General features: G+C 67.2%; 17 protein-coding genes and 1 riboswitch. Of the genes, 1 reads left to right on the top strand and 16 read right to left on the bottom strand.

The genetic code is table 11. The annotated features are described in order from the left end of the window. Window positions 1-15: 15 nt before the first annotated feature. From SIN08_RS23025 to SIN08_RS22990, 8 genes are all read right to left on the bottom strand, one after another. Window positions 16-819 carry a hydroxymethylpyrimidine/phosphomethylpyrimidine kinase gene (locus SIN08_RS23025; RefSeq protein ID WP_322453957.1) on the bottom strand — a complete coding sequence of 268 codons (804 nt, stop codon included), beginning with the start codon at window positions 817-819 and terminating at the stop codon, window positions 16-18. Continuing rightward, window positions 789-1,394, bottom strand: coding sequence for a thiamine phosphate synthase (locus tag SIN08_RS23020; protein ID WP_322453956.1), 606 nt, complete (start codon window positions 1,392-1,394; stop codon window positions 789-791). The genes SIN08_RS23025 and SIN08_RS23020 overlap by 31 nt, the downstream gene beginning before the upstream one ends. Further along, entirely contained in the window at window positions 1,391-2,167 is a 777-nt protein-coding gene (locus SIN08_RS23015; RefSeq protein WP_322454066.1) for a thiazole synthase, read from the bottom strand. The genes SIN08_RS23020 and SIN08_RS23015 overlap by 4 nt, the downstream gene beginning before the upstream one ends. Window positions 2,168-2,170: 3 nt before the next feature. Next, window positions 2,171-2,368, bottom strand: a complete 198-nt coding sequence (gene thiS / locus SIN08_RS23010) for a sulfur carrier protein ThiS (protein ID WP_322453955.1) — start codon at window positions 2,366-2,368, stop codon at window positions 2,171-2,173. A gap of 120 nt (window positions 2,369-2,488) precedes the next feature. Next, a riboswitch (TPP riboswitch) is annotated at window positions 2,489-2,607 on the bottom strand. 165 nt (window positions 2,608-2,772) lie between these two features. Next, window positions 2,773-3,633 (bottom strand): carboxylating nicotinate-nucleotide diphosphorylase, encoded by an 861-nt coding sequence (nadC, locus tag SIN08_RS23005; RefSeq protein WP_322453954.1) that lies wholly within the window; start codon window positions 3,631-3,633, stop codon window positions 2,773-2,775. 1 nt (window position 3,634) lies between these two features. Next, window positions 3,635-5,182: an L-aspartate oxidase gene (locus SIN08_RS23000; protein ID WP_322453953.1), complete on the bottom strand. Its 1,548-nt coding sequence runs from the start codon at window positions 5,180-5,182 to the stop codon at window positions 3,635-3,637. Further along, on the bottom strand, window positions 5,179-6,153 hold the full coding sequence (nadA, locus tag SIN08_RS22995) for a quinolinate synthase NadA (protein ID WP_322453952.1): 975 nt from the start codon (window positions 6,151-6,153) through the stop codon (window positions 5,179-5,181). Before nadA ends, SIN08_RS23000 begins: the two co-directional genes overlap by 4 nt. A gap of 65 nt (window positions 6,154-6,218) precedes the next feature. Then, complete coding sequence (locus tag SIN08_RS22990; protein WP_322453951.1) at window positions 6,219-7,127, bottom strand: NUDIX hydrolase; 909 nt, start codon at window positions 7,125-7,127, stop codon at window positions 6,219-6,221. A gap of 227 nt (window positions 7,128-7,354) precedes the next feature. On the opposite strand from SIN08_RS22990, the gene SIN08_RS22985 reads away from it, so the two are divergent. Beyond that, window positions 7,355-8,587 carry an NAD(P)/FAD-dependent oxidoreductase gene (locus SIN08_RS22985; RefSeq protein WP_322453950.1) on the top strand — a complete coding sequence of 411 codons (1,233 nt, stop codon included), beginning with the start codon at window positions 7,355-7,357 and terminating at the stop codon, window positions 8,585-8,587. A 40-nt stretch (window positions 8,588-8,627) separates the two neighbouring features. Here the strand turns inward: SIN08_RS22985 and SIN08_RS22980 are convergent, their stop codons facing one another. The 8 genes from SIN08_RS22980 to SIN08_RS22945 form a co-directional block, all read right to left on the bottom strand. Next, window positions 8,628-9,278 carry a hypothetical protein gene (locus SIN08_RS22980; protein WP_322453949.1) on the bottom strand — a complete coding sequence of 217 codons (651 nt, stop codon included), beginning with the start codon at window positions 9,276-9,278 and terminating at the stop codon, window positions 8,628-8,630. A 175-nt stretch (window positions 9,279-9,453) separates the two neighbouring features. Further along, a complete protein-coding gene (gene yacG / locus SIN08_RS22975) occupies window positions 9,454-9,654 on the bottom strand; it encodes a DNA gyrase inhibitor YacG (protein ID WP_322453948.1) in 201 nt (66 codons plus the stop codon). Between the two features lie 3 nt (window positions 9,655-9,657). After that, entirely contained in the window at window positions 9,658-10,287 is a 630-nt protein-coding gene (locus SIN08_RS22970) for a Maf-like protein (RefSeq protein WP_322453947.1), read from the bottom strand. 33 nt (window positions 10,288-10,320) lie between these two features. After that, on the bottom strand, window positions 10,321-10,539 hold the full coding sequence (infA, locus tag SIN08_RS22965) for a translation initiation factor IF-1 (protein WP_006200926.1): 219 nt from the start codon (window positions 10,537-10,539) through the stop codon (window positions 10,321-10,323). A gap of 128 nt (window positions 10,540-10,667) precedes the next feature. Next, window positions 10,668-11,147 carry a low molecular weight phosphatase family protein gene (locus SIN08_RS22960; RefSeq protein ID WP_322453946.1) on the bottom strand — a complete coding sequence of 160 codons (480 nt, stop codon included), beginning with the start codon at window positions 11,145-11,147 and terminating at the stop codon, window positions 10,668-10,670. A gap of 34 nt (window positions 11,148-11,181) precedes the next feature. Further along, a complete protein-coding gene (locus SIN08_RS22955) occupies window positions 11,182-11,667 on the bottom strand; it encodes a UPF0262 family protein (protein WP_322453945.1) in 486 nt (161 codons plus the stop codon). 7 nt (window positions 11,668-11,674) lie between these two features. Continuing rightward, the gene (hisD, locus tag SIN08_RS22950; protein WP_322453944.1) at window positions 11,675-12,967 is read right to left on the bottom strand and encodes a histidinol dehydrogenase; all 1,293 of its coding nucleotides are present in this window, start codon (window positions 12,965-12,967) and stop codon (window positions 11,675-11,677) included. 10 nt (window positions 12,968-12,977) lie between these two features. Next, the gene (locus SIN08_RS22945; RefSeq protein ID WP_322454065.1) at window positions 12,978-13,418 is read right to left on the bottom strand and encodes a DUF2948 family protein; all 441 of its coding nucleotides are present in this window, start codon (window positions 13,416-13,418) and stop codon (window positions 12,978-12,980) included. Between the last annotated feature and the right edge of the window lie 64 nt (window positions 13,419-13,482).

The raw sequence follows: 13,482 nt of genomic DNA, 5'->3' as shown, positions 1-13,482 counted from the left end.
CAGACCTGCTTCGAGCTAACCCATCCCCTCCGCTTGTGACGCCTTCACCAGATGGCCGTGCAGCCACGCCTTGGCCGTGCGGACGCTCTCTTCCAAGTCATGGCCCGCCGCTAGACCGGCGCTCGCCGCGCTGGCCAGCATGCAGCCGGTTCCGCGCATGTGCGCTTCAAGACGCGGCGCTTCGAAGCGGACGGGCGTGCGCGCGGGTTGCAGAAGGATGTCCGTCGCATCGCCGCCGCCGGCGTGGCCGCCCTTGATCAGGACCGCCCGGGCGCCCTCTTCGAGCAGGGCCTCGCCCTGGCGCACGGCGGCATTCTCATCCGCAGCCGGGGTGCCGCCGGTGAGGGTCGCCAGTTCGGGCAGGTTCGGTGTGACGAGATGGCAGAGCGGCATCAGGCGCGCCTTCAGCGCCGCAACGGCGTCCGTTTCCAGCAGCGCACCGCCGGACGTGGCGGCCAGCACCGGGTCGAGCACGGCGGGGACGCCGCCATGCGCCTCGAGAACCGAGGCGACCGCCTCAATGGTCTGCCGCGTGGCGAGCATGCCGATCTTGACGGCGCCGATGGGAGCGGCTTCGAACGCGGCCTTCATCTGCGCGGCGACAAGGGCGGATGGCGTCGGCTCGACCCGCAAGACCTGCCCGTGCGTCTGCACCGTCACCGCCGTGACGGCGACTGCCGCCTTGAGGCCGAAGGCCGCGACCGTCTCGATATCGCGGGCGAGGCCGGCGCCGCCCGTCGGGTCGCTGCCGGCGATGACGAGCACGTGCGTGTCCGGGATGGGGCTGCTCAGCGCCATCGGCCCGTCGCCGCGATCCATTCGCGCGTGCGCGCCTCGGGATCGGCGTTCATGAGAATGTCCGTGACCACGGCGGCGGAGGCCGCACCCTTTTCGAACACGCCCGGGATGCGCTCCGGCGTCAGCCCGCCGATGGCGACGAGCGGCAGCGGCGCGACCGTTTCAGTCCACGCCGCGATCCGGTCCAGCCCCTGCGGTGCCCACTTCATCTTCTTGAGCAGCGTCGGATAGACGGGGCCGAGCGCGACATAGTCCGGTTCGGCCGCGAGAGCGGTCTTCAGTTCACTTTCGTCGTGGGTGCTGATGCCGAGCTTGAGCCCCGCGCGCTTGATCGCCCGGGTGTCGGCGGCGGCGAGGTCCTCCTGGCCGAGATGGACATAGTCACAGCCCTCCTCGATGGCGAGCCGCCAATAGTCGTTGACGATGAGCTGGCAGCCGTGCCGGGCGCAGGTCTCCCGTGCGCGGCGGATCTCCTGGCGCAGTGCTGCCTCGTCCTTGTCCTTGACGCGCAACTGCACGAGCTTGACGCCAAGCGGCACCAGCCGGTCGATCCATGCCGTGCTGTCGACGATGAGATAGAAGGGATCGAGCGTCATGAGAAGACCGCCTGCCCGATGACCGGCGTCGATGGCACGGCCATGTCGCGCGGCTCCAGGACACCGGCATGGAAGGCGGCGTGGCCGGCCTCCACGGCTTTTGCGAAGGCGCCGGCCATGGCGGCGGGATCGCCCGCCTTGGCGACCGCGGTGTTGAGCAGGATGCCGTCATATCCGAGCTCCATCACCGCCGCTGCATGGGAGGGGCGGCCGAGCCCGGCGTCGACGATCAGGGGCACGTCGGGGAAATGTGCACGCAGGGCGCGCAAGGCGTCGACGTCGATCGGCCCCTTGGCCGAGCCGATCGGCGCGCACCAGGGCATGAGCACCGCACAACCTGCCTCGATCAGCCTTTCGGCCACGACGAGGTCGTCGGTGGTGTAGGGGAAGACCGAGAAACCCTCTTCCGAGAGGATGCGCGCCGCTTCGACGAGGCCGAAGACGTCCGGCTGCAGCGTGTCGTGGTGGCCGATCACCTCGAGCTTCACCCAGTCGGTGCGGAAGACCTCGCGCGCCATCTTCGCCGTCGTCACCGCCTCCTTCACGGTATGGCAGCCGGCGGTGTTGGGAAGGACATGCACCCCGAACTCGCGCACCAGCGACCAGAAGCCGGCCCCGGTCCCGCCCTCGGCACCTTCGCGGCGCAGCGACACGGTAACCACCGCGGTGCCGGACGTCTTGACCGCTTCGGCGAGGACGGCCGGCGAGGGGTATTGCGCCGTCCCGAGCAAGAGGCGGGAGGACAGCGTGGTTCCGTAGACGGTCAGCCCCATCATTCAGCCTCCCTGCCGCGGCGTGAGGATTTCCACGCGATCGCCGTCCGAAAGCCGTATCTGTTCGCGCTCCTCGCCCGGCACGAACTCGGCATTGACGGCGGTCGCGTACCAGTCGCCCTCGTAGCCGAGTTCGGCAAGCAGGGCGGCGAGGCTTTGCGCCTCCGCCTCCAGCGTCTGCCCGTTGACGATGAGTTTCATCGCTCTTCCTTCCCTCGCATGAGCCGTGGTCTCCGCTTGGTTGCGCGGGGTCTCGAACCAGTTCCGGGAAAGGATGAGGGAGAGGCTTTCGGGTATTCGGCGGGTTGCCGGCGGCAGTCCTTGAAAGCCATCGCACCATCCCTACGCCAGTATGAACTGGATCAGGTTCTAAGGGTCACCGCGCTGCCTTCAGGCCAGCGGTATCTCAGCCCGTTGTCCGGGCCCCCCTGGTGAAAGTCGAAGTTTAGAGGAAATGGTGCGGGTTTTGTCAAGCGCCGGGCGTTGTGGTGGGGCAAACTGCGAGGAGAGGGCGGGTATGTCTCCCATGCCCCGTCCCGTCATTCCGGCGCGCGGTCGCTTGCGCTCCCTTTGCCGGGATGACGAAGGGCTTGGAGGAGAAGCCGCTACCTCACCGCCGCGAAATCCAGCCCGATGTCGAGGGTGGGCGCGCTGTGAGTCAGCCAGCCGGCCGAGATAAGGTCGACGCCCGTTGCCGCGATGGCCGGCGCGGTTTCCGGCGTCACCCGGCCCGATGCCTCCGTGATCGCGCGGCCGTTCACGCGCGTGACGGCTTTCGCAAGCTGGTCGAGGCTCATGTTGTCGAGCAGCACGGCATCCACGCCGAGGGCCAGCGCTTCGTCCAGCTGGGTAAGCGTGTCCACCTCCACCTCGATCTTCACCATGTGGCCTGCGCCGCCCCGCGCCCGCTCGACCGCCGACCGGATGCCGCCGGCCACGGCGATGTGGTTGTCCTTGATGAGCACGGCATCGTTCAGGCCGAAACGGTGGTTCGACCCGCCGCCGGCGCGGACGGCATATTTCTCCACGGCGCGCAGGCCGGGGGTCGTCTTGCGGGTGCAGACGATCTCGGCCTTGTGGCCCTTCACCGCCTCGACCATCGCGGCCGTGGCGCTGGCGATGCCACTCAGCCGGCACAGAAAGTTGAGCGCGGTGCGCTCGCCGGTGAGCAGGCCGCGCGCTGGCCCGTTCACCGTGGCGATCACGTCACCCGGTGAAACCGCACTGCCGTCCGGGTGCCCGATCTCGATGACGCTTGCGGGGGCGATAAGGCGGAAGGCGAGGGTCGCAAGGTCGAGGCCTGCCACCACGCCTGCCTGCCGTGCGGTGAGCGTCATCGTGGCCTGAAGCTCCGGCGGCACGATCGCGTCGCTCGTCAGGTCGCCGGCCTGCCCGAGGTCCTCGGCGAGTGCGGCGCGGATCAGCGGTTCCGTCATGACCGGGGAAAGGGGCGGCACGGGTCTCATGTCAGGCGCTCCGGGCGAAGGGCGGGGCAGGCGCGCATGCGGCTTCGCGTGCCGTTGCGAGCGCCTCGGCGAATGTCAGGCGTGAGGATTGCGCCTTTTCGGCCTTGTGCGGAAAATCGGTCCGGAAGTGCGCGCCGCGGCTTTCCCGGCGTTGAAGTGCTGCCACGGCAAGCATGAGGGCGACGATGGCGGGATCGGCTTCAGGGCTTTCGCTTGTGGCGCGCGGAAGGAGTTCGGCAATCGCCTGCCGCAAGTCCTCTTCGGTGCGCACGAGGCCCAGCGCCCGCGAAACGATCGGGCGCAAGGGGGTGGGATCCGGCCGCGCGGTTTCAACGCGATGCTGTCGGGAGCCGCGGGCTGCCGGCGCGCCAGCCACGCTCTCGGCCACTGAACGGGCGAAGACTGCGGCCTCCAGCAGCGAGTTGCTGGCGAGCCGGTTGGCGCCGTGCAGGCCGGTGCAGGCGGCCTCGCCGCAGGCCCAGAGCCCTTCGAACGTACTGCGGCCGTGAAGGTCCACGGCGATGCCGCCCATGTGGTAGTGCACCGCCGGCCGCACAGGGATCGGCTCCAAGGCGGGATCGAAGCCGGCAGCCTCGCAGAGCGCGTCGATGCCGGGAAAGCGCGTGGCGAAGGCCGCGCCCGGCCGTCTTCGCGCGTCCAGAAAGACGCAATGGCCCCCGGCGAGATGGTTCCAGACGGCGCGGGCGACGACGTCGCGTGGCGCCAGTTCGGCACCGTCTACATTCTGTAGAAAGCGCCGACCCGTCTCGTCGATCAGCACCGCGCCGTCGCCGCGCACGGCTTCGCTGATGAGCCGCATCGGCCGCTCGGGCGAGTCGAGCGCGGTCGGGTGAAACTGGATGAATTCGAGATCGGCGAGTTCGGCGCCCGCGCGGGCGGCAAGCGCCAGCCCGTGCCCGAACGAGCCCTGCGGCGTCGTGGCATCAAGGAAGAGTCCGCCGATGCCGCCCGTGGCGATCACCACCCGGCCGGTGGCAAGGAAGGCGGTCTCGGTTCCGCCGGCGAGCACGAGCCCCGTCACCCGGCTGTCCTCTGTGGTGAGCCGGCGCGCCTCCACGCCTTCGAGCACGGTGATCGAGGGCGTCAGGCGGACGGCCTCCGCGAGCGCGCGCACGATTTCCCGGCCGGACCCGTCACCGCCGGCGTGCAGAATCCGCCGCCTGCTATGGGCGGCTTCCAGGCCGAGGAGCGGTGCTCCGTCACTGCCGCAGTCGAAGCGCACGCCGTGGTGCATCAGGCTTTCGATTGCCGCGGGCGCCGCGGCGACGACGTGGCGGACGACCTCGGGGTCGTTGAGCCCGTCGCCGGCCTTCATCGTGTCGGCATAGTGCAGCGCCGGACTGTCATCATCGCTGAGGCTTGCCGCGATGCCGCCCTGGGCGAGCATGCTCGACGATTCCTGCCCAAGCGGTGCCTTGGACAAGAGCACGACGGGTTCCGGCGCAAGCTCGAGCGCCGTCATCAGCCCCGCCAGCCCTGCCCCGACGATGACGGGCCGGCCTTCGAGCGCTCGGAGGTCAGGTGTCATATGGCGAGCATACGCTCGACGGCCTGCCGGGCGCGGCCGGCGACCTGCGGGTCGATCTCCACCGCGTAGCGGTTTTCCTCCAGCGCAGTGCGGATGTTGCCGAGCGTGATCCGCTTCATATGCGGGCACAGGTTGCACGGGCGGATGAATTCGACCTCGGGATGGTGCACCGCCACGTTGTCGCTCATGGAGCACTCGGTCATCAGCACCACGCGCCGCGGCTTCGCCTGGCCCACATAGTCCGACATGGCGGCCGTGGAGCCGGCGAAATCGGCCTCGGCGACCACCTCCGGCGGGCATTCGGGATGGGCCAGAACGCTTACGCCGGGGTGCGCCTCGCGCAGTTCGCGGATATCTGTGGGGGTAAAGCGCTCATGCACCTCGCAATGACCCTTCCACGCGATGATCTCGACGTCCGTTTCGGCGGCGATATTCTGCGCCAGATACTCGTCCGGCAGCATGATCACGCGCGGCACGCCGAGCGATTCCACGACCTGGCGGGCGTTGCCCGAGGTGCAGCAGATGTCGGATTCCGCCTTCACGGCGGCCGAGGTGTTGACATAGGTGACGACCGGCACGCCCGGATAGCGCGCCCGCATCAGGCGCACGTCCTCGGCGGTGATCGAATCGGCCAGCGAGCAGCCGGCGCCCGTGTCGGGGATCAGCACCGTCTTTTCCGGATTGAGGAGCTTCGCCGTTTCCGCCATGAAGTGCACGCCGGCGAGAACGATCACCTCGGCTTCCGCTTCCACCGCCTTCCGCGCGAGGGCCAGGCTGTCGCCGACGATGTCGGCCACACAGTGGAAGATCTCCGGCGTCTGGTAGTTGTGCGCGAGGATGACCGCGTCGCGCTTCTCCTTGAGGTCGAGAATGGCGTCAATGTCCGCCGAGAACGCCGCCCATTCCATGGGAGGGACGACCTTGCGCACGCGGCCGTAGAGCGCTGCGGTGCGGGTGGGCATGTCGAGCATGGGATCCTCGCTTATGCTTAGTTTGAGCATATCTATGATATGCTTACATTGAGCATAAGGGGTCGTCAAGTCCGTGAAAGCGGCAACCGTGTTCCCGCGGCCGTGCGCTCGGCCAGGATGGCGTGACGGAACCGGAACAGCTTGGCCGGCCGCCCGCCGGTGTCGGTGGCGGTCTCGCCGGTCTCCTCCACCAGCTCCTGCTGCTCGATGAGGCGGCGGAAATTCTGCTTGTGCACCAGCCGGCCGGCCAGGGCCTCGACGGTCCGCTGGAGGTGCAGGAGAGTGAATGACTCCGGCATCAGTTCGAAGACGACCGGGCGGTACTTGATCTTGGTGCGCAGGCGGGCAATGCCGGTGGCGAGGATGCGGCGGTGGTCGGCATCCATGGCCCTGCCGGGAACGAGTTCCTGATCGGAAGAAGCCGGGTGCTTGCGCGTGGCCTCCTTCACCAGCCCGGCTCCGAAAAGCAACTCGTAGCGCTGCAGCACCAGCTCCTCGTTCCATTCCCTGCCTTCCGTGCCGAAGGCGACGGCCACGCGCTGGCGCCGAGCATCTTTGTCCGCCTTGCCGGGTGCGGCCGCGATCCATGCCGCAAGCCGTGGCAGGATGGTATCCGTGAGCACGGCCGGCGGTCCGTCGCGGTGATCCTCCCAGGGAAAGTAGTGATACCAGCTTCTCCAGCCGCTCGAAAAAAGCGGCTGCTCCTTGCGCGTGAGCCCGAGATAACTGATCGAGATCACCCGCTCGTCGCTTTCCTCGTCGAAGCGGTCGCGGTCGGCGAAGGTATAGAGCTGTTCGATATAGCCGACCGGGTGCCCGGTCTGCTTCTCCACCCAGTCGCGCAGGCCCGCCTGCAAGGAGCGGTGTTCGAGCGCGAAGGGACCGGAGGGCAGCGCGCTGCCCGTCTGGATGGTCAGCACGGAAGGCGAACCTTCGAAGACCGCGACCAGCACCGCAATCAAGTCCACCTTCATGCCAAAGCCATTGTTTCCGTGTTTTCTAAGGCGCCCGGAGCCGGGAGAAGATGGACCGCCCCCTTGCGTTGGTCAACGCGACATCACCGCAGCCGGCGCGCCGTTCCCGAACAAAGGGATTGATCTCCCGTCCTTCCTGGACGAAGTGGAACGCGGAAGGCGGGCGCTGAAGCCGCATTGCATGCGCTCGTGCCGTAATGCACGTTCGGGCGATTGTCGAGGACAGGATGACTGAGAAGCGGATTGTGATCGTCGGCGCGGGGCAGGCCGGTCTTGAAACCGCGACGGCGCTCCGACAGCGCGGCTTCGAGGGGCAGGTGACCATCGTCGGCGAGGAGGAGCACGAACCTTACCAGCGGCCGCCCCTGTCCAAGGATTTTCTGAAGAGCGGCGGCAGCACCACGACCGGCGTGTTCCTGCGGGCGCCGTCCTTCTTCACGGAAAAGCGGATCGACCTGCGGCTCGGCGCGCGCGCAGAGCGCATCGACCGCGAAGAGCACCGGCTGATCCTGCGGGGCGGCGAGGCGCTTTCCTACGATCATCTGGTTCTGGCGACCGGGGCCACCAACCGCCGCTTGCCCGTTCCGGGCCTCGATCATCCGGACGTGCTGGAACTGCGCGGGCTCGACCACGCCCGGCGGCTGCTCGACCGCCTGCCCCGATTCGGCCATGTCTGCATCATCGGTGGCGGTTTCATCGGGCTCGAGATCGCCAGCTTCCTGCGCGAGAAGGACGTGGCGGTCACCGTGGTGGAAGCGACGGCGCGCCTGATGGGGCGCGTCGTGTCCAAGCAGATGTCGCGATTCTTCCGCGATTTTCACGAACGGTCGGGCGTCGCGTTCCGCTTCGAGGCGCCGGTGACGGAGGTCGCTCACGGCGCGCAAGGCTCTACGGTGCGGCTGACCGACGGCGGGGTTATCGAGGCGGATGCGGTGCTGCTCGCCGCCGGTGTTGTGCCAGACGACGCGCTCGCCCGCGCGGCGGGGCTGGCGGTGGACGACGGTATCGTGGTGGACGAGCTGCTTCTCACCAGCGACCCCGCTATCTCCGCCATCGGCGACTGCGCGGCGCATCCCAGCCGGTTCGCGACGGGGCGCGTCCGGCTGGAATCGGTCCAGAACGCGCTGGACCAGGCAAAGTGCGTGGCGGCGCGGCTGACCGGCGCGCCGCACCCTTATGACAGCGTTCCCTGGTTCTGGTCGACGCAAGGCACGGCGCGCCTGCAGATCGCCGGTCTCGCGACGGACGCCGACGACGACATTCTGCGCGGCGACCCGGCGAGCGGCAGATTTTCGGTCTACCGCTACAAGTGCGAGGTGCTTCGCGCCGTCGAAACGGTCAACAATCCCGGTGAGCACATGCTGGCACGCCGGTTGATCGCGGCAGGTGTGCCGGTTGCCAGGGAACAGGTGCGCGATCCCGATTTCGACCTGAAGAGGCTGCTGCCGAAGGAGGCTTGAGCGGGCCTGATTTATAGGCCCGCTCTGTCGCCGATCAGTATCACTGGGCCGTGTCGTCCTCGACCGCATCGGCATCGGCCGCGGAGCCCTCCGCCGTGTCGGCACCTGCCGTGGAATCCGCATCGGCATTGGCGTCTGCGTCCGCCGCAGCCGGCTCGGTGTCGCCGCCGGTGACCTCCTGGAGCTTGTCCCCGAGCGAATCGAGCTGTTCGCCGACTGCGTCCTTTGCCGAATCGATCGCCGAATTCACCGAGTTCCCCTCGGTATCGGTGGCGCCGCCGGTCGCGTCGTGGATCGTATCCTTGACCGAGTCCAGCGTATCGCCGGCCTCCTGCTTGGCGTTGTCCAGAAGGGAACCGGCCGCATCCTCCGACGTGCCGGTCTCCTCCTGCGCCTCGGTTGCCGTATCCGTGACCTCGTCGGTAGCCGAGTCCGATTCCGCCTCGGTCATGCCGTCTTCAGCGTCGGCCGTACCGGATTCGGCGGTGCTTTCGTCGGCCGGCTTTTCCGCCGTCTCGCTCTCGTTCAGCGCTTCGGCCTCCACCTCTTCAGCGCTTTCATCGGCTGTCCCGGTTGCGGTCTGCTCCTGTTGACTCTCCGTCGCCTCGGATGCGCTTTCATCCTCGGAGCCGCAACCTGCCACGGAAAGCAGGGCGAGAATGGATATGGCGGCAATCAGCTTGGAACGCATTTGAAATCCCTCTCTGCAAATTGAAACCGGGTTCGGGTGGGGGCTGAATGCGGCGAAGGCAAGGCTAACGACAAATCTTCCACATAGAGAGGGTATTGGTTTCAAAAAAATATGACAGCTATAAATAGAAATCGTAAGTTTATGAAAAAAAGAGGTGCAAATACAAGTCGCCTGATTATTGCGCTGGCGGCTCGTCTTCTTCGTCATCCGGCCGGCCTGGGATGACATAGGTGCCCGAAAGCCACCGATTGAGGTCGATATCCTTGCAGCGCTTGGAGCAGAACGGATAGAGCTCGCGCGCGGACGGCTTGCCGCACTCGGGGCATGGCCTTCTGGGCCTGAGTGGCGTGACCTTTTCGGGAGTGTCGCTCGGCATCGGTCAGACGCTGGTTCCTGCGAGCCAGTTGAAATGCACTTTGTAGCCGTCGGCGGTCAAGAGGCTGACGGTCTCGTAAAGCGGCAGCCCCACCACGTTGGTATAGGAGCCGACGAGCTTGACGACGAAGGTGCCGGCCAAGCCCTGGATGGCATAACCGCCCGCCTTGCCGCGCCATTCGCCCGAGGCGAGATAGCTTTCCAGCTCCTCGCGCGAAAGGCGTTTGAACCGCACGCGCGTCTCCACAAGCCGATGGCGCAGCTTGCCCGCCGGGGTGAAAAGGCAGATGCCGGTATAGACCCGGTGCGCACGGCCCGACAAGAGGCGCAGGCAGTTCGATGCCTCGTCCGCATACTCCGCCTTCGGCAGGATACGCCGGCCGACGGCGACCACCGTGTCGGCGGCCAGCACGAACGACTCCTCCGCCTGGCCGTCCTTCTTCAGCCGCTCGAGCGCCTTCTCCGCCTTGGCCCGCGAAAGCCGCTTGGCGAGCGAGCGCGGGTGCTCGGCCTTCTGCGGTGTCTCGTCGATCTCGGCGGGGATAAGCCGGTCGGGCTCGATGCCCGCCTGCTGCAGAAGCGCCACACGCCGTGGAGAGCCGGAGGCAAGAACGAGTTTCTTGAGTGCGCTCATCGCCCTTCCCGTCGCGGCCGCGGCTTCAGCCGGCTATTTGAAACGGTAGGTGATACGACCCTTCGTCAGGTCGTAGGGCGTCATCTCCACCAGCACCTTGTCACCGGTCAGCACGCGGATGCGATTCTTGCGCATCCGGCCCGCCGTGTGTGCGATGATTTCGTGCTCGTTTTCCAGCTTGACGCGAAACATGGCGTTGGGCAGCAACTCCGTGACCACGCCTGGAAATTCCAGAACCTCTTCCTTCGGCATCCGATACCTTCTTCATGACAGCTACGGCCAACCGCGCCCGGATCTTCTCGTGAACGCGCAAGGAGACCCACGACTGGTTGGGATTGGCGCGGAACCTAGCCCATTCGCCCTCTGGTATGCAAGCTTGTTCAAGGCATGTTCTGCGCCGCCCTCTGCGCGCCGAAACGACCGGCGATCTGCCGGGCCAATCCGTCGCGGACGTCGCGGTAGGCCGTCAGGATCTGTTCGCGCGTCCCCTCTACCACGGAAGGGTCGAGCGTCGGCCAATACTCCACGTCGACCGCCATGGTGCGCGTCAGTTCCAGCGCCCGGTGGTGTGCCTCCGGCGCCAGGGTAACGATCAGATCGAAATAGGTGTCTTCCAGATCTTCCAGGGTGCGCGGCTGCCGCTCGCCGAGCGACAGCCCGCTTTCGGCCAGCACCGCGTCGACGAAGGGGTCGCGTACCCCGGCGCGCACGCCGGCCGAGGCGACGAAGATCGATCCGGGAAGAACTTGGCGGGCCAGCAGTTCGGCCATGGGCGAGCGGATGGCGTTGCGGCCGCATAGAAACAGCACCGAGCCGGGCCCGGTACGCTCGCCTTTCGGTTTGTGCGGCTCCGTGCTCACGGGTCCCGCCAAAAGGTGCGGTCGGACATCGCCGTCACCCCCGCCAATGCAACACGCAGACAAGAGTGAACAGGCGCCGCGCGGTGTCGAAATCGACCTCGATCTTGCCGGCCAGTCGGTCCATCAGCGTCTGCGATCCTTCGTTGTGGAGGCCGCGCCGGCCCATGTCGATCGCCTCGATCTGGCTCGGCGAGGCCGAGCGGATCGCCTCGTAATAGCTTTCGCAGATCAGGAAGTAGTCCTTGACGATGCGCCGGAAGGGCGTGAGCGACAGGATGTGCGTGGCGACAGCTTCGCCGCTTTCGCGTGTCACGTTGAGCACGAGGCGGGAATCGACGAGCGATATCTTCAGCCGGTACGGCCCGCCCGCCTCGTCGCCCACCGGCTGGAAGCTGTTTTCCTCCACCAGGTCGAAAATGGCGACGGCGCGCTCGTGCTCGATATCCGGCGTGGCGCGGCCGACGGTCTCGTCGAGCTCGACATCGACCAGGCAACCCTTGCCGGAGGTTCGATCGGCCATGCCGCCCCTACATGTTCAACCGTATCGAAACAGACCGGCCGTGCGCCTCCAGGCCCTCCGCCTCGGCAAGCTTCACTGCTGCCGGTCCCAGTTCGCGCAGCTGCTCCGTATCCAGCCGCAGAATGGACATGCGCTTGAGGAAGTCCGTCACCGAAAGCCCGGAGGAGAAGCGCGCCGAGCGCGCCGTCGGCAGCACGTGGTTCGAGCCGCCGACATAGTCGCCGATCACCTCCGGCGTGTGTGCGCCGAGGAAGACGGCGCCGGCGTTGCGGATGCGGGCAAGAAGGCTTTCGGCTTCCGCCGTCGCAAGTTCCAGATGCTCCGGCGCGATGCGGTCGATGAGCCTCGGCGCTTCCTCCAGGCTCTCGACCAGGATCGTCGCGCCGAAGTCGCGCCAGCTGGCCGAGGCGATCTCGCCGCGCGACAATGTCTTCAACTGCCGCTCGACGGCCGCCTCCACCGCATCGGCGAAGGCCGGGGCGTCGGTCAGCAGGATCGACTGCGCCGCCGTGTCGTGCTCGGCCTGGGCCAGGAGGTCGGCGGCGATCCAGTCGGGGTCGTTGCCGCTGTCGGCCACCACCAGAACTTCCGACGGTCCGGCGATCATGTCGATGCCGACCTGGCCGAAGACCTGGCGCTTGGCCGCCGCCACATAAGCGTTGCCGGGACCGACGATCTTGTCCACCGCCGGTACCGTTTCCGTACCGTAGGCGAGCGCGGCGATCGCCTGCGCGCCGCCAATGCGGAAGATTTCGCCGACGCCGGCGATGTCGGCGGCCACCAGCACGAGCGGGTTTAGCCTGCCGTCGGGCGCCGGCACCACCATGGCGATCCGCTCCACGCCGGCCACTTGCGCGGGAACGGCGTTCATCAAAACCGAACTTGGATAGCTCGCCAGCCCGCCCGGGACGTAGAGCCCGACCGCCGAGACGGGTGTCCAGCGCCAGCCGAGTTCGACCCCCAGCGGGTCCGTGTAGCGCAAATCGGCGGGCATCTGCCGGCCGTGGTGCGCCTCGATGCGCTCGCGGGCGAGCCTGAGCGCGGAGACCGTGTCCGCGTCGGTTTCGCCATAGGCCGCCTCGATTTCCCGGCGTGAGACACGCATGCCGGCCTTTTCCACGTCGAAGCGGTCGAAGCGCAGCGTGTAGTCGGCCACGGCCGCGTCACCCTCCGCCCGCACGCGGGCGATGATGTCGCGCACCGTGTCGTCGACTTCCTGCGAGGCTTCGCGCTTGGTGGAAAGAAAGGCCGAGAAGCGGGCCTCGAAATCGGCGTCCGCGGTGGAAAGCCTGGTGGTCATCGCATTTCCCTCATACGCCGTGGCGCGGACGCGCCGGTGTCTGCCAGGCCGCTTCCGTGTCTGCCAGCCGCGCCTCGATGCATTCTACATCCAGGGAGAGGACGGCCCCACCGGAGAAGATGAGCTCCACCGTGCCCGCCGGCGCTTCGCCCGGCACGAAATGAATGGCCAGCAGCGACAGCACGTCCTCCGGCTTCTGCCGGTCGATGCCGGTCGAGTGGACCGACAGCACCCGGTCGAAATGCAGGATGCTCAGACGCCGCTCATGCGGCCCTTTCCGGAAAAGGCCGCGCTTTTCCTTCTCCCAGGCGAAGCGCCGCAACGGCAGGACGAAGCGCTTCTCTCGCTTCAGCAGCGTCAGGTCGCCGACCTTCATCACGGCGTCCTGGACATGCGCAGAAAGAATCTGCAGGTCTTCCTCGTCGAGCGCGACCAGCTTCAGAAGGTCCATTTCCTTGACTCGCATTTCGTGCCGCCTGATGAGGGCCCGTGGGAAGCTTTCCGCGTCATCACCG

Origin of the sequence: Chelativorans sp. M5D2P16 (genome assembly GCF_034427935.1) — a bacterium.
Taxonomy (GTDB): Bacteria; Pseudomonadota; Alphaproteobacteria; order Rhizobiales; family Rhizobiaceae; genus Chelativorans.
Note: the sequence above shows the minus strand (reverse complement) of the source record. Positions and strands in the feature narration are given on the sequence as shown.